At 68.2% G+C, this 18,024-nt stretch carries 19 protein-coding genes and 2 pseudogenes; 6 read left to right on the top strand and 15 right to left on the bottom strand.

The window, feature by feature from the left end:
• Window positions 1-3 precede the first annotated feature (3 nt).
• Genes H7J86_RS30070 through H7J86_RS30050 form a run of 5 tightly spaced genes read right to left on the bottom strand, consistent with a single transcriptional unit; the run spans window position 4 to window position 2,958 of the window.
• Complete coding sequence (locus H7J86_RS30070; protein ID WP_267295448.1) at window positions 4-495, bottom strand: SRPBCC family protein; 492 nt, start codon at window positions 493-495, stop codon at window positions 4-6.
• Window positions 492-803 (bottom strand): ArsR/SmtB family transcription factor, encoded by a 312-nt coding sequence (locus tag H7J86_RS30065; RefSeq protein WP_267295446.1) that lies wholly within the window; start codon window positions 801-803, stop codon window positions 492-494. Before H7J86_RS30065 ends, H7J86_RS30070 begins: the two co-directional genes overlap by 4 nt.
• Before the next feature lie 44 nt (window positions 804-847).
• A complete protein-coding gene (locus H7J86_RS30060) occupies window positions 848-1,333 on the bottom strand; it encodes a hypothetical protein (RefSeq protein ID WP_267295444.1) in 486 nt (161 codons plus the stop codon).
• A gap of 3 nt (window positions 1,334-1,336) precedes the next feature.
• The gene (locus H7J86_RS30055; RefSeq protein WP_090357779.1) at window positions 1,337-2,134 is read right to left on the bottom strand and encodes a thioesterase family protein; all 798 of its coding nucleotides are present in this window, start codon (window positions 2,132-2,134) and stop codon (window positions 1,337-1,339) included.
• A complete protein-coding gene (locus H7J86_RS30050) occupies window positions 2,131-2,958 on the bottom strand; it encodes a RecB family exonuclease (protein ID WP_267295442.1) in 828 nt (275 codons plus the stop codon). The genes H7J86_RS30055 and H7J86_RS30050 overlap by 4 nt, the downstream gene beginning before the upstream one ends.
• Before the next feature lie 71 nt (window positions 2,959-3,029).
• Here H7J86_RS30050 and H7J86_RS30045 point away from each other — a divergent pair, with 71 nt between their 5' ends.
• On the top strand, window positions 3,030-3,914 hold the full coding sequence (locus H7J86_RS30045; protein WP_267295440.1) for a tRNA (adenine-N1)-methyltransferase: 885 nt from the start codon (window positions 3,030-3,032) through the stop codon (window positions 3,912-3,914).
• A 10-nt stretch (window positions 3,915-3,924) separates the two neighbouring features.
• On the opposite strand, the gene lppK is transcribed toward H7J86_RS30045, so the two are convergent.
• Both lppK and H7J86_RS30035 read right to left on the bottom strand, forming a co-directional pair.
• Window positions 3,925-4,470 carry a lipoprotein LppK gene (gene lppK / locus H7J86_RS30040; protein ID WP_504928629.1) on the bottom strand — a complete coding sequence of 182 codons (546 nt, stop codon included), beginning with the start codon at window positions 4,468-4,470 and terminating at the stop codon, window positions 3,925-3,927.
• Window positions 4,471-4,483: 13 nt separating this feature from the next.
• Window positions 4,484-4,966 (bottom strand): MTB12 family secreted protein, encoded by a 483-nt coding sequence (locus H7J86_RS30035; protein ID WP_090357750.1) that lies wholly within the window; start codon window positions 4,964-4,966, stop codon window positions 4,484-4,486.
• A 146-nt stretch (window positions 4,967-5,112) separates the two neighbouring features.
• Between H7J86_RS30035 and arc the strand changes: the two genes are divergently transcribed.
• Window positions 5,113-6,945 (top strand): proteasome ATPase, encoded by a 1,833-nt coding sequence (gene arc, locus H7J86_RS30030; protein ID WP_090357748.1) that lies wholly within the window; start codon window positions 5,113-5,115, stop codon window positions 6,943-6,945.
• 27 nt (window positions 6,946-6,972) lie between these two features.
• A pseudogene (locus tag H7J86_RS30025) lies at window positions 6,973-7,561 on the top strand (hypothetical protein).
• On the opposite strand, the gene H7J86_RS30020 reads toward H7J86_RS30025, so the two are convergent.
• Window positions 7,543-8,451: a LysR family transcriptional regulator gene (locus H7J86_RS30020; RefSeq protein ID WP_267295436.1), complete on the bottom strand. Its 909-nt coding sequence runs from the start codon at window positions 8,449-8,451 to the stop codon at window positions 7,543-7,545. The pseudogene H7J86_RS30025 and the gene H7J86_RS30020 overlap by 19 nt on opposite strands.
• 71 nt (window positions 8,452-8,522) lie before the next feature.
• Between H7J86_RS30020 and H7J86_RS33670 the strand changes: the two are divergent.
• Window positions 8,523-9,281, top strand: a pseudogene (locus H7J86_RS33670) (DMT family transporter); the annotation flags it as partial.
• On the opposite strand, the gene H7J86_RS30010 reads toward H7J86_RS33670, so the two are convergent.
• Window positions 9,213-10,523 (bottom strand): hypothetical protein, encoded by a 1,311-nt coding sequence (locus tag H7J86_RS30010; RefSeq protein ID WP_267295432.1) that lies wholly within the window; start codon window positions 10,521-10,523, stop codon window positions 9,213-9,215. The pseudogene H7J86_RS33670 and the gene H7J86_RS30010 overlap by 69 nt on opposite strands.
• A gap of 37 nt (window positions 10,524-10,560) precedes the next feature.
• Between H7J86_RS30010 and H7J86_RS30005 the strand changes: the two genes are divergently transcribed.
• On the top strand, window positions 10,561-11,934 hold the full coding sequence (locus tag H7J86_RS30005) for a sensor histidine kinase (protein WP_267295430.1): 1,374 nt from the start codon (window positions 10,561-10,563) through the stop codon (window positions 11,932-11,934).
• On the opposite strand, the gene H7J86_RS30000 is transcribed toward H7J86_RS30005, so the two are convergent.
• From H7J86_RS30000 to H7J86_RS29975, 6 genes are all read right to left on the bottom strand, one after another.
• Window positions 11,910-12,584, bottom strand: coding sequence for a response regulator transcription factor (locus H7J86_RS30000; RefSeq protein WP_267295428.1), 675 nt, complete (start codon window positions 12,582-12,584; stop codon window positions 11,910-11,912). The two genes, H7J86_RS30005 and H7J86_RS30000, sit on opposite strands and share 25 nt — an antisense overlap.
• A gap of 12 nt (window positions 12,585-12,596) precedes the next feature.
• Window positions 12,597-13,751: a hypothetical protein gene (locus H7J86_RS29995; RefSeq protein WP_267295426.1), complete on the bottom strand. Its 1,155-nt coding sequence runs from the start codon at window positions 13,749-13,751 to the stop codon at window positions 12,597-12,599.
• Complete coding sequence (locus tag H7J86_RS29990) at window positions 13,748-14,368, bottom strand: TetR family transcriptional regulator (RefSeq protein WP_267295424.1); 621 nt, start codon at window positions 14,366-14,368, stop codon at window positions 13,748-13,750. Before H7J86_RS29990 ends, H7J86_RS29995 begins: the two co-directional genes overlap by 4 nt.
• A 3-nt stretch (window positions 14,369-14,371) precedes the next feature.
• The gene (locus tag H7J86_RS29985) at window positions 14,372-14,653 is read right to left on the bottom strand and encodes a thiocyanate hydrolase (RefSeq protein ID WP_235632874.1); all 282 of its coding nucleotides are present in this window, start codon (window positions 14,651-14,653) and stop codon (window positions 14,372-14,374) included.
• An 85-nt stretch (window positions 14,654-14,738) separates the two neighbouring features.
• On the bottom strand, window positions 14,739-15,449 hold the full coding sequence (gene scnC, locus H7J86_RS29980) for a thiocyanate hydrolase subunit gamma (protein ID WP_267295422.1): 711 nt from the start codon (window positions 15,447-15,449) through the stop codon (window positions 14,739-14,741).
• A gap of 31 nt (window positions 15,450-15,480) precedes the next feature.
• Window positions 15,481-16,320, bottom strand: a complete 840-nt coding sequence (locus H7J86_RS29975) for an SH3-like domain-containing protein (RefSeq protein WP_090357732.1) — start codon at window positions 16,318-16,320, stop codon at window positions 15,481-15,483.
• A 180-nt stretch (window positions 16,321-16,500) separates the two neighbouring features.
• Here H7J86_RS29975 and dop point away from each other — a divergent pair, with 180 nt between their 5' ends.
• Entirely contained in the window at window positions 16,501-17,997 is a 1,497-nt protein-coding gene (dop, locus tag H7J86_RS29970) for a depupylase/deamidase Dop (protein ID WP_090357731.1), read from the top strand.
• Window positions 17,998-18,024: the final 27 nt, after the last annotated feature.

The following is an 18,024-nucleotide window of genomic DNA, read 5'->3' as shown; positions in this document are numbered from 1 at the left end:
CTCCTAACTGTTGATGGTGTCGGCGACTTCGCGGTAGCGCTGCTGCCAGTCGGGCAGTGGTTGTCCGGCCAGATGAGCGGACAACCGGTCGAGAAAGGCGTGGGTGCCGGGGTGAAAACCCCTGGCGCCGGGCACCGACAGCCCGCGATGACTGAACCGCAGCAACGTGCCGGTTCCGTCGGGGCTCAACTCGTAGCGGACCACTCCGCCATGGGCACCCAGGATCGGCTGCTGCCACACGTGTTCGAAGACATGCGGCGGGTCCCAGACCAGAATCCGACCCGACACCCTGGTGCGCTCGGGTGGATACGGCGGGCCGTTGGGGGTCATCTCGATGAACCCGTCGGCGATGGTGGTGGCGCCCAGCCATTGGCCGCGCTGCACCGGATCGGTGATCGCGGCCCACACGGCCGCGACGGGGTGGGCCAGTCGGCGTTCGAAGCGCAGGGTGGCCAGCTCGCCCTGCACGGTGAGTTCGCCTTCGTGGCAGGTCATTTCGCGCGCCCTTGATCCAGGTGACGCTCAAGGGCGTCCAGATGAGCGGACCAGAACTGGCGGTACTGCTCGATCCATCGGTCCATCTCGACCAATCCGTCGGCCCGCAGCGCATAGACCCGGCGCTGGGCGTCGGCGCGGACCTCGACCAGGCCCACCTCACGCAGGACGCGCAGGTGACGCGACACCGTGGGCTGGGTCAGGTTCGGCAGGGTCGCGACGAGCTCACCCGCGGTGCGCTCACCGGCGCGCAGTGCGTCGAGCAGGGTGCGCCGACTGGGTTCGGCGACGGCTTCGAACACATCCATGATTCGAGTATTGCATTGCGTCTATATAGATGCAATGCAATACTTCATGCCGGTGGCGCGATGATCAGGCCGGCCGCCACCTGCGCCGACAGATCCTCGCGCAAGCTCTCTGCGGCACCGAACCCGTCGGCGTAGTCGGTGCGGATGTGCTTGTACTCACGTTCGATCTGGACTGGCCAGCGCGCCAGACCGGCCACGCGGGCGATCAGCATGATCGGTAACACCACCAGCTGCAGCCCGGTGTCGAGCAGCCAGATCACCAGCACCAGCACCACCGCGAGCGTGTACAAAATGAGCTTGCCCGCGCCGATCGCCAACCAGAGCACCACACCGACGGTGAGTTGCAGTACCTGCAGCACCGGGCCCGGTTCGCTCGCTTCGTCGTCCGGCGGGACATCGCCGGCGCCACCCGATGGGGCTGACGGGCTGTGCAGCATCTCCCGAAGCGAGATCGGGCGCCGCCACGGCAGCCAGCGTCGGCGCACGGTCCATGTGGCACCGTCCGGGCCCTGGATGCGATGCCGCGCCATGCCTTACCGCCGCTGCACCAGCAGCGTCTGGGCCGAAGTACCGATGAAACCGTGCCGGTCGAAGATCTCGGCGTTGGTCACCCCGATGCCGTCGGGACCGATCGATCCACGCGAGCGCAACGCGAAATCCGAACCCACCGGGGCGCGGTGCAGATGGACGGCGGTGTCGGTGTTCATGAACACGAACTCGGTCGGGTCCAGCGCGGCGCCCACCCCGTTGGCCGAGTCGACCACCATCGCCAGCCGCTGCAGATCGGTCAACGGCTCGGTATCGACGAGCGGCACGAGGGGGCTCATCCAGGACACCGCCGCCTCGCCGGGGGCGGTGCGCTGGGCGCGCCAACTGACCGTCTCCAGGTACCCCGGTGCACCGGCCCAGCCGTGCGGGCTGTCCATCGCCTCGCCCTCCACCAGCGGCGGATACCGGTCGGTCACCGCGTCTCGGGTGTCGCTGGTGGACAGCAGCCAGGCGCTGACGGTGGCCACCGCCCGATCCGTCCCGTCCGGCCGGGTGGCGAGCATCTCGGCGTCGACCTTGGCGATGCGCGCGCCCGGGCGCACCACGCGGGCGCGCACCTTGACCGGCGCCACCGGGATGGCGCCCAGGATGTCCAGCACCAGCCTGCCGACCCGCAGTTCGGGGCGATCGGCGCACAGGTCCTCGATGGCCTTGGTCATCAGCGCCAGCGGTGGTGACCCGTGCTGAATCGCCGAATCCCAGTTGCTCGCCGTACCGAGGGTGGATTCGAACACCGCGAGGTCGCCGTCCGAACCCGTCCGGCGGTAGTGGCAGTCGATCATGCAGGGGTCTCCACCGGTCCGGTGGAGGTGGGCCAACCCGGATACGGCGGGGGCGTGCCACCGAATTCCGGGCACCGCGCCTGATGGCTGCACCAGTCGCACAGCCGCGACGGCTGCGCGCGGAAATCGCCTGTCGCCCCCGCGGATTGGATGGCCCGCCAGATCGCCATCAGCGTCCGTTCGAAACCCGTCAGCTCGTCCATTTCGGGGGTGTAGTCGAGGATCTGACCGTCGGCAAGGTAGATCAGTCGTAGCCGGGCGGGCAGCACGCCACGCGAGCGCAGCAGCGCCAGCGCGTAGAACTTCATCTGGAACAGCGCCTTGGCCTCGGCGAAGGGCACCCGGCCGGTCTTGTAGTCGACCACTCGCAGCTCGCCGGTGGACGCGACGTCGATGCGATCGACGAAACCGCGCAGCAGCGTGCCGTCGCTCAGTTCCACCTCGACCCGCTGTTCGCAGCTCTGCGGGTCGAACCGAGTCGGATCCTCCAGCCGGTAGTAACCCGAGAGCAGCTTGCGGGCGTCGGCCAGCAGACCGTCGCGTAGTGCCGGATCCAGCTCGGCGAGTTCCGGCGACTCGGACAGCATCCGATCCCAGGCGGGCCCCACCAGTGCCAGCGCGGTGTCGGGGACCCGGTCGGCGGCGGGCAGTCCGTAGAGCTGTTCCAGCGCGGCGTGCACCACCGACCCCCGAACCTGGGCGACCGACATCGGCTCGGGCAGGCGGTCGATGGCGCGGAAGCGGTACAGCAACGGGCACTGCTTGAAATCCCCGGCACGCGACGGTGACAGCGCCGGGCGCCGCAACGTCAGTGGCACGCTCATGGTCTCAGCCTAGGGTCGCCCACCGACAACGGTTGGCAGCCGGGACGGCGCGTCTGGCAGTCTGATACTCCGTGTCTATTACCGGTCCGTTCGTCGTCGGCGATCGTGTTCAGCTCACCGACCCCAAGGGGCGGCATTACACGATGGTGCTCGCGCCCGGCGCGGAGTTCCACACCCACCGGGGCGCCCTCGCCCACGACGACGTGATCGGGCAGCCCGAGGGCAGCGTGGTGAAGTCCGCCAACGGTGACGCCTTCCTGGCGCTGCGTCCGCTGCTCATCGACTACGTGCTGTCGATGCCGCGCGGTGCGCAGGTGATCTATCCCAAGGACGCCGCCCAGATCGTGCACGAGGGCGATATCTTTCCCGGCGCGCGGGTGCTGGAGGCCGGCGCCGGTTCGGGCGCCCTGACCTGCTCACTGCTGCGCGCCGTCGGCCCGCAGGGCCAGGTCATCTCCTATGAGGTGCGCGACGACCACGCCGTGCACGCGATTCGCAATGTCGAGACGTTCTTCGGCGAGCGCCCCGCGAACTGGGACCTGCGGATCGCGGATCTCAACGACCACAGCCGGGTACCGGGGGCGAGCGAGGTGGATCGGGTGGTGCTGGACATGCTGGCGCCGTGGGAGGTGCTCGGCACGGTATCCGAGGCCCTGATCGCCGGTGGGGTGCTCATCGTCTATGTCGCCACGGTGACGCAGCTCTCCCGCACCGTGGAGGCGCTGCGCGAACAGCAGTGCTGGACCGAGCCCCGGTCCTGGGAGTCGCTACAGCGGGGCTGGGACGTGGTGGGCCTGGCGGTCCGACCGCAACACAACATGCGCGGGCACACCGCGTTCCTGATCAGCGCCCGAAAGCTGGCACCGGGCACCGTGACACCGACGCCGCTGCGCCGCAAACGGCAGGCGCAGGTGGCCGCGGAGGTGGAGAAGCGAGCTCAGGAAGCCGACGAATAGTCCGCGCACCTCAGCGCGGCGGGGGCGCCGGTGGGGGTGTCGGCGTCGGCAGCGGGGTTTTCGTGCCCATCTCCAGGAGCTGATTGGCCGTGTCGCGGCTCATCTGCCAGCCGTTGGGTGTCGGGGTGAACCGCATCGGGTAGACGAACGGCCGCGGCTGCGGGTTGGGTGACGCCGCCGAGCTGACGGTCATGGTGGCCACCACGTCACCCGGTGCGTCGGGCGCCCAGGCCAGATCGGTGGCGGTGAAGGTCAGCGGCAACAGCCGGTTGTCGGACAGTGCCCGACCGAAGTTGTCCAGTGCGGCAGCATCATCGGGCGTGGCGTACTGCACCAGGGCGACCTTCTGCTCGCCGGGAACCGAAGTGTCGGCGAGCCGGGAGAGGACGTCGGTGAGCGCTTCGGGGGCGGGCAGCGCCGCTTCGCCGGGTGGGGCGGCGACGGAACTGACCGTGGCCGTCGGGGCCGGTGGCACGGGATCGGCACTGCACCCGGACAGCCCGAGTGCCGCCATCGAGATGGCGGCACTCAGCACTGCTACCGGGTGGCGGTACACCGATGACTGGGGGTCAGACGGCCGACAGCAGCGCCAGGGCGGAGTCCTTGGAGATCTGCCAGCCGGTGGGGCTCGGGCCTGCGACGAACGTCACCGGCTGCGAAGCGGACGAGCCGGTCGCCGCGGTGGCGGTGACGTTCGCGGTCGCGAAGCCCTCACCCTCGTCGATGTCGGTCAGGGCGAAGGTCAGCGGGAACTGCCCCTTGGCCGCGGCGTTGCGATAGGCGCGATCGGCGGCGATCGTCTCGAAACGACCCAGGCCGCCCTGGATGTAGGCGGCTTTGCCGGAGAACGAACCGGGGCCGGCCAGACCGTTCAGCGTCTGCACCAGAGGCGCCTCCAGCTGCGGTGCCGGCGTCTGCGGCATCGGGATGTCCCACACCACCGGGGTGATGGCGGGCGCCGCTCCGGATGCAAGGGTCGTCACACCGCCCGCGGCCGCACCGGCAACGACAGCAGCGGCGGCAAGACCGGTCACGAGGGGTTTCAGGAACACAGTGGTCCTTTCGATTGGGCCAACTCGATAATGAGGTTAACAAGGGTTGCTGGTGTGTCGAATTCCTAGACCGCACACAAAGGCTGAATCGCCGGTAGCTTTGAAGTTGTTACTGCACCAACATTCGGTGCGGGAGGGAGCGCAACATGAGTGAGTCAGAGCGTTCAGAGGATTTCAGCGACGATCTGAGCACATCCATCTCCAGCGACGATGCTGCCGAACTAGAGCGCCTGCGCCGCGAAGCGGCCGCGCTGCGCGAACAGTTGGAAGACGCCGTCGGAGCGTCCAGCGGCCTGCGAACCGCCCGCGACGTGCACCAGCTGGAAGCGCGCATCGATTCCCTGGCGACCCGCAACGCCAAGCTGATGGACACCCTCAAGGAGGCCCGGCAGCAGCTGCTGGCCCTGCGTGAGGAGGTTGACCGGCTCGGACAGCCGCCCAGCGGCTACGGCGTGTTGTTGGCCACCCATGACGACGACACCGTCGACGTGTTCACCTCCGGTCGCAAGATGCGGCTCACCTGCTCGCCCAATATCGAGACCAGCACGCTCAAGCAGGGGCAGACCGTGCGCCTCAACGAGGCGCTCACCGTGGTCGAGGCCGGCGCCTTCGAGGCCGTCGGTGAGATCAGCACCCTGCGCGAGATCCTGTCCGACGGCCACCGGGCCCTTGTCGTCGGCCACGCCGACGAGGAACGCATCGTCTGGCTGGCCGAGCCGCTGGTCGCCGCGGAGTTCCTGCCCGAGGGCGTCGAGGTGCAACTCGACGAGGACGACAAGCCCCGCAAGCTGCGGCCCGGCGACTCGCTGCTGGTCGACACCAAAGCCGGCTATGCCTTCGAACGCATCCCCAAGGCCGAGGTCGAGGACCTGGTCCTGGAAGAGGTGCCCGATGTGGCCTACAGCGATATCGGCGGCCTGACCAGGCAGATCGAGCAGATCCGCGACGCCGTGGAGCTGCCCTTCCTGCACAAGGACCTCTACCGCGAGTACTCGCTGCGTCCGCCCAAGGGTGTGCTGCTGTACGGCCCGCCCGGGTGCGGCAAGACCCTCATCGCCAAGGCGGTCGCCAACTCGCTGGCCAAGAAGATGGCCGAACTGCGCGGGGAGGATTCCCGCGAGGCGAAGTCCTACTTCCTCAACATCAAGGGCCCCGAGCTGCTGAACAAGTTCGTCGGCGAGACCGAGCGGCACATCCGGCTGATCTTCCAGCGGGCCCGCGAGAAGGCCTCCGAAGGTACGCCGGTGATCGTGTTCTTCGACGAGATGGACTCCATCTTCCGCACCCGCGGCACCGGCGTGAGCTCCGATGTGGAGACCACCGTCGTCCCGCAGCTGCTCAGCGAGATCGACGGTGTCGAAGGCCTGGAAAACGTCATCGTGATCGGTGCCTCCAACCGGGAGGACATGATCGATCCGGCCATCCTGCGGCCGGGACGCCTGGATGTGAAGATCAAGATCGAGCGCCCGGATGCCGAAGCGGCACAGGACATCTTCAGCAAGTACCTGACCGAGAATCTGCCGGTGCACGCCGACGACCTCGCCGAGTTCTCCGGTGATCGTGGGCTCACCATCAAGACGATGATCGAGAAGATCGTCGACCGGATGTACGCCGAGATCGACGACAACCGGTTCCTGGAAGTCACCTATGCCAACGGTGACAAAGAAGTCATGTACTTCAAGGACTTCAACTCCGGGGCGATGATCCAGAACGTCGTGGACCGGGCGAAGAAGTACGCGATCAAGTCGGTGCTCGAGACGGGTTCTCGCGGGCTGCGGATCCAGCACCTGCTGGACTCGATCGTCGACGAGTTCGCCGAGAACGAGGACCTGCCCAACACCACCAATCCCGATGACTGGGCCAGGATCTCGGGCAAGAAGGGGGAGCGGATCGTCTACATCCGCACCCTGGTCACCGGCAAGAGCAGTAGCGCCAGCCGTGCTATTGATACCGAGTCGAACCTTGGGCAGTACCTCTAGGGGCGCGACGTGTCCGACGACGTCTCGGTGAGCGACGGGGTGTTCGGCCTGCGCTACGGCGAGGTGCTGTTGGTCCACCTGACGGAGTCCGGTCCGCAGGCGACGGTCTACAACACCTTCCCGCTCAACGACTGTCCCGGTGAGCTGTGGGATCGGCTCGACGCCACGGCGATTGCCGCGGAGGCCGGGGCGGTCGCGGCGATCCTGAACGGGCCTCGGTACTGGCTGATGAGCGGTATCGGAAAAGCCGACAGGGAATCGATGCAGCGCAAGACATTCGGTGGCCTTGAGATGAACCGTCAGGCCACGGTGCAACTCGCGTCGATGAACCCGGCGGCCTACACCGAGAACAAGGTGGACCGCAAGGCCGTCTTCACCTTCGATGCGGGCCGCCCGGTGTACCAGCTGGTCGATCCGGACGGCAGGCGGTGGATCATGCAGACCTACAGCCAGACCGTCGACCCGGCACTCGGCCTCGACGATCTCGCCGGCCTCGCCGCCCGGTTGGCGCTACGAGACACACGTGCCGGCGTCGTCGATCGCCGTGGACACCACCACGCATCCTGCGAGTGTGCTCCAGGACGACCTCGCGAACAGTTACTCGCTCATCGACTGACCGGCCACCCCGGCGGCGATCGCACGAAGCTCCTCGAGCACCAGCGCGATGGCCGGCCGGGCGTCGGCGCCCACGCGGGTCACCGCTTCGACGCGCCGGGCCAGGCGGATGTCACCGATCGGCCGGCGCACCAGGTCACGGGCCAGCGTGACGTACCGCGGCATCAGCGCGATGCCCAACCCTGCCGCCACCAATTCCTCGACCACGCGGAAGTCATTGACCCGCTGGGTGATCCGCACCGGCACGCCGGTGAGCGTGGCGATCGATTTGAACACGTCATCGACCATCAGCCCGCCCTCGACGCCGATCCAGTCGGCCGCGGCCAGATCGGACAGTTGGATCCGGTGCTGCGTGGCCAACCGATGCCCCGGGGGCAGTAGCACATCGAGCGGTTCGCGCAGCAGTGGAACGACACTGAGCCGGGGCCCCCACTCGGCGATATCGCGATCATCGCGGTGCACCACCACCACGTCGAACTCGGCGAGTTGTTGCGGCGCCCGTGCGGCCGGGGTGTCGATATCGCGACCGATCACTTCCACGCCTCGTGCCCGGGCTGCAATGATCAACGGCGCCAACAGCATCGCCGCCCCGGACGGGAAGAACGACACGCTGACCTCACCGCGCGCGGTGGTGCGGTAGGCGTCCATATCGGCCGCGGCGCGGTCCAGTGCGGCCAGTACCGTCTCGGCGTGGCCGACGAGCACGCGCCCGGCATCGGTGAGTCGCACTCGTCGCCCCGAGGGTTCGATGAGTGTCACGCCGGCTTCCCGCGCCAAGATCTTGAGCTGCTGGGATACCGCCGACGGGGTCATCGACAGCACGTCCGCGACGGCCGCCACAGTGCCGTGATCGGCCAGTTCGCGCAGCATCCGTAGCCGATGGGCATCCATGTAGGAATTCTACATGGATAGATAAGAATCATTAGATTGACTGATGTCTTGCTCGAAGCCAAGCTGGGCCCATGCGCCGCGTCGATCTCGCCCTGCTCGCGGTGGCCGTGGTGTGGGGTTCCAGCTACCTCGCCGCCAAGGAAACGGTCACCGCGGACTCCGTATTCGCCTTTCTGGCGGTGCGTTTCGGCATCGCCGTGGTGGTGCTGGCAATGCTGATCCATCGCCGGCTGCGGCGGATCGGCCCGGCCGAGGTGCGTTCTGGCGTGCTGTTCGGCGCCATCCTCACCGCTGTCCTGCTCTGCGAGACCTACGGAGTCACCATGACCTCGGCGTCCAATGCGGGACTGATCGTGGCGCTGACCATCGTCCTCACTCCGCTGTGCCAACGCGCCGCTGTGCCACCCGCCTTCTATGCGGCGGCCGGGTGCGCGGTGCTCGGTTGCGCGCTGCTGACCCAGTCGGGGGGATGGGCCGCCCCGGGCGCCGGTGATCTGCTGGTGGGGGTGGCCGCGGTGCTGCGAGCGGTCCACGTCACCGTCATCGACCGGACCACCGCGCGGCGCGAGAGTGATCCGGCGGCAACGACGTTCGTCCAGCTGGCGACGGTCACGGTGCTGTGTGCCCTGTTCGCCGCGGCGGGCGGCCAGCTCGGGTCCCTCACCCGGGTGTCCGCGAGTGGATGGATCCTTACGGTGTACCTGGCGGTCGCGTGCACGGTGTTCGCGTTCTGGGTGCAGATGTGGGCCCTGGGCCGGACCTCACCGGCTCGGGTGAGCCTGCTGCTCGGCACCGAGCCGTTGTGGGCCGTCCTCGTCGGGATCGGGCTCGCCGGTGACCGCCTGTCCGTCGTGGGGGTGCTCGGAGCTCTCCTGCTGCTCGGCGGAACCGGTTGGGGCCGTGCGGTTCTCACCCGATTCCAGCTCCAGGTAGGCGTCCCGGCCGGCGAGGCTGACCGCGACATCGGCGATCAGCGGGTCGAAGAACCGTTGCCGGTAGAGGGGGTCGACGCTGGTGCTGACGGTGAAATAGAGCCCGGACAGCACCGCGACGAACAGCGACGTGTGCACGACGGTCTGGGGTATCGGGATGTGCACGCCGAACCAGGTGCCGGCGCAGGGTGGGGTTCCGACCGGGCAGCTCTGTTCGGCCGACCACAACACGGTCACGTCATCGGGGATCGCGATGATGCCCAGCGCCAGGAAGAAGGCGAACAGTCCGGCCGTGAACAACACCACCTGAATCGCCTGTGACACCACCATGATCGCGACCACGTTGATGTTCTCGGCGCGCGACAGCGCGGTGCGTGCCGGTTGGTGCCCCGGGGCCGGTTGTAGTGGGGTCCCGGCGAGCAACCGGGCCGGATCGGTCTGCTCGGCGCGGTCGTCGCGCAGCGCCTGGACCTCGTCGCGGATCGTGGTGACGACGAAGACCAGGGCCACCAGGGCCAGGAAACCGATTGTCTGCCAAAGCCGTTGCCGGGTCATCCGGGCCGCCAGCTGCCACAGTTCGCCGGTGAAATAGACGACCACCGTCAACATCAGCAGCGGGAGCGCACGACTCATCAGCGTGCCCAGCGCGCCCAGCTGAATCCAGGCGAACCGAAACGCCCAGGACGCGATGGATCCGAACCCCAGATAGGTGAGCCAGATCGCCAGCAGCGAGATCAGCACGAAAACCGGCGCCTCGGCGGCCGCCTCGCCGGTCCACCCGCTGACCGTCAACGGCATGACGGCCACGAAGATCGCCATCACCACCCAGGCCGCCGAGCGGCGGCCGGTCTCGCCGAGTCGACTGTCCAGCCGGTGCAGGCCCGTCAGCGCGAACGGCGCGGCCAGCAGCACGGCGGCGATCACCCCGAGGCGCACCGCGTAACCGTGGTCGGGGGTCCCGTCGGTGACCTCGGCCAGCAGCATCGTCACCGCGGTCAGGGCGCCGACCGCGGAGATCATCGGGGCGGACCGCTCGACGAGCGCGCGGGACCGGACCCGCCGGGTCAGCACCAGCGGCAGGCCCCGGCGCAGAAACCAGTCGTGCACCTGTGCGTTGTCGGTTGCCACGGCGGAGGACACCGCAACATTGTCGGTGATCTGGTGCAATCTGGGGGAGATGCGACGAGAACTTGTGCGCCCCGCCACCTGGGGGATATCGGCGCGGTCCGCGTTCGTCGCGGCCAGCGTGGTGTTTGTCGCACTGGGAATCGCGGGCCTGATGCTCTCCGCGGTGCTGTACCGCTCCATGCTCAGCAGCGCGGACAACGCCGCGGCCGCACGCGTGGCGCAACTGGTGGCACAGATCGCCGCGGGCGGTCCGCAGGCGGTCGGTGACCACCTGCTGATCACCGACGGGCGTATCAACGCGGTGCAGGTCATCGACGACGCCGGAGCGGTGGTCCTGCGGTCTGCCGCGACACCCGCCACCCCGCTGATCCCGCTCGCCGACATCAGCTCCGGCGCGTCTCAACACGTGTCGCAGTACGGGCAGAGCAGATTCAGCACGCAGACCGTCGCCGATGTGCACGGCCAGCGGTACATCGTGCTCGTGGGCGAGGACAGCGCGACGGTGACGGACACGCTGGGCACGGTGGCCATCGCGTTGGCGGTCGCGGCGCCTGTCGTCATCGCGGTCTCGGCGAGCGCCACCTACCTGCTGGTGCGACGTTCACTGCGCTCGGTCGACGACATCCGCTCCCGGGTCGCCGCCATCACCACCTCCGATCTGTCCGGCCGGGTCCCGGTGCCCGACAGCAGAGACGAGATCGCCGCGCTGGCGCTCACGATGAACGAGATGCTGGCCCGGATCGAGGCCGGGCACGCGGCCCAGCAGCGGTTCGTCGGCGACGCCTCACACGAACTGCGCAGCCCCCTGGCCACCATCATCTCGGCGCTCGAGGTCGCCCAGGCGCACCCCGACCTGCTGAATTCGGAACTCGCCGACCACACGCTGCTGCCCGAGGCGCACCGGATGGCCGGCCTCATCGACGACCTGCTGCTGCTGGCGCGGGCGGACGAGCGCGGGCCGGCCGCGAGGTTCGGCGATGTCGACCTCGACGATCTGGCCATCGAGGCCGCCCGGACCCTGCGCCGCACCGCCTCGTTCGAGGTCCGTTGTGAGGTGGCGCCGACCAGGGTGACCGGCGATGCCGAGGCGCTGGCCCGGGTGCTGCGCAATCTGATCGACAATGCCGCCCGGCACGCGGCGTCGATTGTCGAGATCACCGTCGGTGCCCCGGCGAACGGCGACGGCGGTGCGGTGCTCACGGTCGGCGACGACGGTCCCGGGGTGCCCGAGCCGGATCGGCTACGCGTGTTCGACCGCTTCGTCCGGCTGGACGGGGACCGCTCGCGCAGTGCCGGCGGTTCCGGGCTCGGTCTGGCGATCGTGGCCGAAATCGTTGCCGCGCACCGCGGGCGGGTCTGGATCGAGGAACGCCCCGGCGGTGGTGCCCGGGTGAAGGTTCAGTTGCCGCCGACGACGCGGTAGCCGACACCGCGGACCGTCTCGATGGTGTTCGTGCCGAACGGTGTGTCGATCTTGCGACGCAGGTAGCCGACATACACCTCGACCACGTTGTCCGGTCCGTCGTAATGGGTGTCCCACACGTTGTGCAGCAACTCGGCCTTGGCCACGGCGACGTCCTTGTGGCGCATCAGATATTCGAGCAGGCCGTACTCCCTGGGGGTGAGCGCGATGGGCGTCTGTCCCCGTGACACCGACCGATGGATCGGGTCCAGTGTCAGATCTGCCGCGGTGATCAACGCCGGTCGCTGTGTCGCGCTGCGGCGCATCAGCGCCCGCAATCGCGCGACCAGCACGATGAACGAGAACGGCTTGGTCAGATAGTCGTCGGCACCGAGTTCGAAGGCGTCCGTCTGGTCGTAGTCACCGTCCTTGGCGGTGAGCATCAGGACGGGTGTCCACACCTCCCGGGTCCGCAGCCGGCGCAGCACCTCGTAACCACTGAGACCGGGCAGCATGATGTCCAGCACGATGACGTCGAACTGCTGTTCCGAGGCCAGCCGCAGGCCCTGTACTCCGTCGGCGGCTTCGGTCACCGTGCAGCCCTCGGCGCGCAATCCGGCACTCAGGGTGGACCGCAACCGGGCTTCGTCCTCGACGATCAGAAGTTTCATGGCACTTCATGTCTACCTGTCCTCGGGCGGACGGGTTCGCAGGCGATAGCGGTCGCGCGCATCCAGCGTGAGGGTGAGGTCGTCGATCAGGGGATCCAGGAACTGGGTGCGGTAATCGGAGTCACCGGCGGCGCGGGCCGCGATGTACATGAACGTCAGGGCGCCAAGGAACATGCTCGTCTGGATCAGCGCCTGCGGGATGGGCAGCGTCATCCCGAGGATCACGCCGTCGGCGGCGCCGTTGCGCGTCCACTCCGACAGCAGTTTCGGGGTCAGCAGGATCAGCCCGAGCACCCCGAAGACGATCACGGTGACCACCGACACCGCCAGCACCTGCAGCACCTGGGACAACACCAGGACGAACACCACATTGACCCGCTCCAGCCGCGACAGGCGGACCCGCTGATCCGGGGCGGGCAGGCCGTGGAACGGCGTGCCCAGCAGCGCGCCGTCGACCTTCGGCGGGCGGGCCGGGGACAACAGGATGGGCCGCACCCGCTCGATGGTCGCCGTGGTGATGAACGCGACCGCGATCGCGCCGAGGAACCCCAGCGCCAGCCACATCCGAGGACGCGGCACATAGGCCGCCATCAGCCACACGTAGGTGTTGAAGAACACCAGCACCGTCAACAGGATCACCGGGAGCGCCCGGGCCAGCAGACCGCCGATCTGCGCGAGGTTGCGCATCATCGCGCTCAGCGCCAGCCCGAGGATGGACCCGATCCCGGTGGCGGTCAGCGCCAGGATCACCGCGATGACGGCCGCGGTCACCAGCAGGTTGGGCACCATGTAGGGCGAGGGCCCGCCGACGATACTGCCGACCAGACATACCAGCAGCGACACCACCGCCGCGATGGTGCGCCCGCGCAGGGTGGCGATCCGCGACACCCGCCACCCGACCGTCGCGGCCACCGGCAGCACCAGGACCAGCAGCACCAGGATGAACCACTCGTTGCGGCTGGGCCGGCCGTCGATGGTGATGGTGTGCTTGTGCGTGAGCGCGACGACGGCCATCGAGTTGGCCAGGAACACCGCCAGCACCGCGACCGCCGGGGCGCTGCGCTGCCACAGGTGACGGGCCAGCACACCGGGCCGCAGCACGGTGGGCAGGCCACGTCGCAGAAACCAGGTGTGCGCCTCGACCAGGTCCAAACCCGCCTCCGTCATTCCGTCGCCCGCGCGATGCCGGCCAGATAGGTACGTACGTAGCCCTCGAACATCTCATCACCGCTGTGACCTTCCGCGGCGGCCAGCGCCGCCCGCAGGGCCGGGTAGCCGACGCCGGGGGACGGGCCGGGCCCGCTGTCGGCGTAGTCGGCGGCGTTCTCGTTGAGGATCGCCGCGCCGATGGTCAACGCGGTCACCCCGTCGACGATCCGGACGTGCAGGTGCGCGGGCACGCCCGAGTCGGCGAGGAACCGGCAGACGTGCTCGTACTCGTCGAACATGTGCTCGCGCGGCATGAATCGGGCCAGTAGCGGGGCGCAGTGCGGGTGCGTGACGATGCGGTGCCGCAACGCGACCGCCTGGGCCACCAGGTAATCCGTCCAGTCCGCGTCCGGCGGCAAGACGCCGGGGGGTTCGGGCGTGGCGACCGCCCTGGCGACGGCGGCCAGCAGGGCGTCCCGGTCGGCGAAATAGTGATAGAGCGACGGCGCGCTGACGTGGAGGGCAGCGGCCACCTTGGGCATGCTGAACGCTTCCAGGCCGCCACCGCCGATCAGCTCGATCGCCGCGTCGACGACCATCTCCTTGTTCAGCCGCGCGGATTTGGGGCGCGCCATCGCTCAGGCTTCAAGCCGGGCCCGGACAGTCGAGAGTCGTTGGCGTAGTTCGGACTCGGTGATGATTCCGCGGGCGAGCAGCGAATGCGCCAGCGCGACGAGCTGATTCTCCGGGTAGGGCAGGTCGGCGTACACCGTGGCCGACAGCGCGTCCTCCTCGTCGCGGCGTTCGCGGAAACTCGGGACCGCGGTGTCGCACGACGCCTGGTCCAAGGCGTCGCACAGGCCGTCGAGGCTGGTCTTCCACGGCGGTACCGGGTTCTCGACGCCGTATTTGGCCGCCATGGCGGGCCACACCTGATGGCCTTCGACGATGGCGTTGAGGGTGTCGCTGTGCAGGGGATCAGACGGGGTGTGCACGGTGCTCCGATCAGTTTCCGGTCGGATGCATGGCCGAGCGGGTCGCCGTGACGACGTTGGTCGTCACCCCGGGCTTGGGCAGCGCCACACCGATCAGGCAGTCGCGGGTGATGATCTCGGTCAGCTGGTCCTCGGTCCAGCCGTCGGTGCCGGCCGGGCGCATCGGCATCACCATGAAGCGATGTTTCTGGTTGGAATCCTGGACCCGCACCTCGATGTCGTCGCCCAAATAGAGGCCGAACTCGGAGAGCACCTGGCGCGGCCAGCGCACCAATCGCCGCCGGTAATTGGGGGTGCGGTACCACTCCGGTGAATTGCCGAGGATCGGCCGCGGGTAGCAGGAGCACAGGGCGCACACGATCACGTGGTGCACCGTCGGGGTGTCCTCGAGGATCTGGAACGCCGTGAAATCGCTGGGTGTACCGAAACCGGTGGGTTCCAGCCAGTCGACGCCGACCTCCTTGCTCGCCGTCATCGGCTCGCGTAGTGCCAACGCCTTGAAATCCGGGTCGAGCCAGGCCCTGGCCACCAGTCGGGCGGCCGGGGTGGGGCCGATCTGTTCGGCGAACTCGGTGAACCGGCGGTGTTCCTCGGCGGTGAAGATGCCCTTCTCGATGCACAGTTCGCGCAGGGCTATCTCGAGCACCTCGAAGTCGGTGATCTCGTCGACCATCGGCTTCACCGTGCGGTCGTGATCGTGATCATGATCGTGGTCTGTCATGTTCATCCGTTCGGTGCGAGGGGACGGGCGATCAGCCGGCGGCCTGCAGCCAGCGCTCGGGAATCTCGGTCCGCAGGCTGTCGGCGGCCGGCCCGTTGAAGTCGTCCCACAGCTCGGACATGGCGAACTTGACCACGTAGAACCATTCCGGCTTGGCATCCGGGATGTCCCAGGTCTCGTCCTCGGCGGCGGGACTCTCGTAGGCGACCGCATCGATGACACCGCGGGCGCCCCGGACGTACTCCGGCGTGCGGGTGTAGAAGAGCACCGGAAGTTCCCGCACGACGACGGGATCGCCCACCGCGAACTTCGCTTCGCCGGCCTTGCCCGCGTAGACCTGCGGATCGCCTTTGCCCTGGGCGTGCACGATATGGCTGTTGCGTGCGACGTGCGATCCGTCGCCCTCGAACCTGGGGCGGGCTTCGAGCGTCTTGCCGTCCAGCCCGCCGGCATAGCGCTGCGCCACCTCGGCCATCCGTTCGGTCAGCTCGGTCAGGCCGATGTGGTGCTTCTCGACGAGCACCCGGGCCACCGACAGCAGCCAGCGGCCGTAATAGGGGAACCCGAGATACACTGCGCGCTGCACGTCGACATTGCCGATCCGGCGGCGTTCCTCGGACAACCAGATACCCCGCCAGGCAAGCACTTCGCACATGACATACGTCATGTGCTCCCAGTACTCGTAGTCCTTGTTCTCGTATTTCATCGGGGCGTCCGGTTCGCCGCCGACATCGTGGACCGGTTTCATGTACGCCACGAAGCGGGCGTGGTCGAGCAGGTCCGGGGTCGGTGCGTCGGGCAATTCGGGATACGCCGATTTGAGGCGGGCGACAAGGGCGAGTTGGTCGGCACGTTGCGCGGCAGTGCTCATCGGTGCACCCTTCGATGGGAACGAACCCGAACTCCTTATGACCTTTAAATTATCACCGCGGCCAACCGCTCACAATGGTCGATTCGCCGGAGCGCGGGGCGCCCGCCGGTGCTGGATTCGCCGGAGCGCGGGGGCACCCCTCGGCGCGCCGCCGCGGCGGTGAGCCTAGGGTTGCACCTTATGCAACGGATCATCGGAACCGAGGTGGAATACGGCATCTCGTCGCCGTCGGACCCCACCGCGAATCCGATCCTCACGTCCACACAGGCGGTGCTCGCCTACGCCGCCGCCGCCGGTTTACAGCGGGCCAAGCGCACCCGATGGGACTACGAGGTGGAGTCCCCGCTGCGCGACGCGCGCGGCTTCGATCTGTCCCGGGCCTCGGGCCCGCCACCGATCATCGACGCCGACGAGGTGGGGGCGGCGAACATGATCCTCACCAACGGCGCCCGGCTCTACGTCGACCATGCGCATCCGGAGTACTCGGCGCCCGAGTGCACCGACCCGATGGACGCCGTGATCTGGGACAAGGCCGGCGAACGGGTGATGGAAGCCGCGGCCCGGCACGTCGCCAGCGTGCCCGGGGCCGTGAAATTGCAGCTCTACAAGAACAACATCGACAACAAGGGTGCGTCCTACGGGTCGCACGAGAACTACCTGATGAGCCGGCAGACCCCGTTCTCCGCGGTGATTACCGGACTCACACCGTTTTTCGTGTCCCGGCAGGTCGTCACCGGGTCGGGGCGCGTCGGGATCGGCCCCTCGGGTGACGAGCCGGGCTTCCAGCTGTCCCAGCGCGCCGACTACATCGAGGTCGAGGTCGGCCTGGAGACCACCCTCAAGCGCGGCATCATCAACACCCGCGACGAGCCGCACGCCGACGCCGACAAGTACCGGCGCCTGCACGTCATCATCGGCGACGCCAACCTCGCCGAGACGTCCACCTACCTGAAGGTGGGCACCACCTCGCTGGTGCTCGACCTCATCGAATCCGGTGCCGACCTCTCCGATCTGGCGCTGGCCCGCCCGGTGCACGCCGTGCACGTCGTCAGCCGGGACCCGTCGTTGCGCGCCACCATCGCGCTGGCCGACGGCCGTGAGCTGACCGCTCTTGCGCTGCAACGCATCTACCTGGACCGGGTGGCCAAGCTGCTGGAGCGCCGCGATCCCGATCCGCGCGCCGACCACGTCGTGCAGACCTGGGCCGAGGTGCTGGATCTGCTGGAACGCGATCCGATGGAATGCGCGGAGATCCTGGACTGGCCGGCCAAGCTGCGCCTGCTGGAGGGTTTCCGGCACCGGGAGAACCTGACCTGGTCGGCCCCGCGGCTGCACCTGGTCGATCTGCAGTATTCGGATGTGCGCCTGGACAAGGGTCTGTACAACCGGCTGGTGGCTCGCGGATCGATGAAACGCCTGGTCAGCGAGCAGCAGGTGCTCGATGCGGTGGACAATCCACCGACCGACACCCGGGCCTACTTCCGCGGTGAATGCCTACGCCGGTTCGGTGCCGACATCGCCGCCGCCAGCTGGGACTCGGTGATCTTCGATCTGGGTGGCGATTCGCTCGTGCGGATTCCCACCCTGGAGCCGCTGCGGGGCAGCAAGGCCCACGTGGGCGCACTGCTGGATTCGGTGGACAGTGCCGCCGAATTGGTGGAACAGCTCACGACGTAAGTACTTGCTATACCGGGCGGGACGCGT

Source organism: Mycobacterium hackensackense, from assembly GCF_025822555.1.
Classification (GTDB): Bacteria; Actinomycetota; Actinomycetes; order Mycobacteriales; family Mycobacteriaceae; genus Mycobacterium; species Mycobacterium fluoranthenivorans.
Note: the sequence above shows the minus strand (reverse complement) of the source record. Positions and strands in the feature narration are given on the sequence as shown.

Bases quoted from the DNA above. Each gene is read 5' to 3' on its own strand.
- H7J86_RS30070 (WP_267295448.1), bottom strand. From the start codon at position 495: ATGACCTGCCACGAAGGCGAACTCACCGTGCAGGGCGAGCTGGCCACC.
- H7J86_RS30065 (WP_267295446.1), bottom strand. From the start codon at position 803: ATGGATGTGTTCGAAGCCGTCGCCGAACCCAGTCGGCGCACCCTGCTC.
- H7J86_RS30060 (WP_267295444.1), bottom strand. From the start codon at position 1,333: ATGGCGCGGCATCGCATCCAGGGCCCGGACGGTGCCACATGGACCGTG.
- H7J86_RS30055 (WP_090357779.1), bottom strand. From the start codon at position 2,134: ATGATCGACTGCCACTACCGCCGGACGGGTTCGGACGGCGACCTCGCG.
- H7J86_RS30050 (WP_267295442.1), bottom strand. From the start codon at position 2,958: ATGAGCGTGCCACTGACGTTGCGGCGCCCGGCGCTGTCACCGTCGCGT.
- arc (WP_090357748.1), top strand. From the start codon at position 5,113: ATGAGTGAGTCAGAGCGTTCAGAGGATTTCAGCGACGATCTGAGCACA.
- H7J86_RS30020 (WP_267295436.1), bottom strand. From the start codon at position 8,451: ATGGATGCCCATCGGCTACGGATGCTGCGCGAACTGGCCGATCACGGC.
- H7J86_RS30005 (WP_267295430.1), top strand. From the start codon at position 10,561: ATGCGACGAGAACTTGTGCGCCCCGCCACCTGGGGGATATCGGCGCGG.
- H7J86_RS30000 (WP_267295428.1), bottom strand. From the start codon at position 12,584: ATGAAACTTCTGATCGTCGAGGACGAAGCCCGGTTGCGGTCCACCCTG.
- H7J86_RS29995 (WP_267295426.1), bottom strand. From the start codon at position 13,751: ATGACGGAGGCGGGTTTGGACCTGGTCGAGGCGCACACCTGGTTTCTG.
- H7J86_RS29990 (WP_267295424.1), bottom strand. From the start codon at position 14,368: ATGGCGCGCCCCAAATCCGCGCGGCTGAACAAGGAGATGGTCGTCGAC.
- H7J86_RS29985 (WP_235632874.1), bottom strand. From the start codon at position 14,653: ATGGCGGCCAAATACGGCGTCGAGAACCCGGTACCGCCGTGGAAGACC.
- scnC (WP_267295422.1), bottom strand. From the start codon at position 15,449: ATGACAGACCACGATCATGATCACGATCACGACCGCACGGTGAAGCCG.
- H7J86_RS29975 (WP_090357732.1), bottom strand. From the start codon at position 16,320: ATGAGCACTGCCGCGCAACGTGCCGACCAACTCGCCCTTGTCGCCCGC.
- dop (WP_090357731.1), top strand. From the start codon at position 16,501: ATGCAACGGATCATCGGAACCGAGGTGGAATACGGCATCTCGTCGCCG.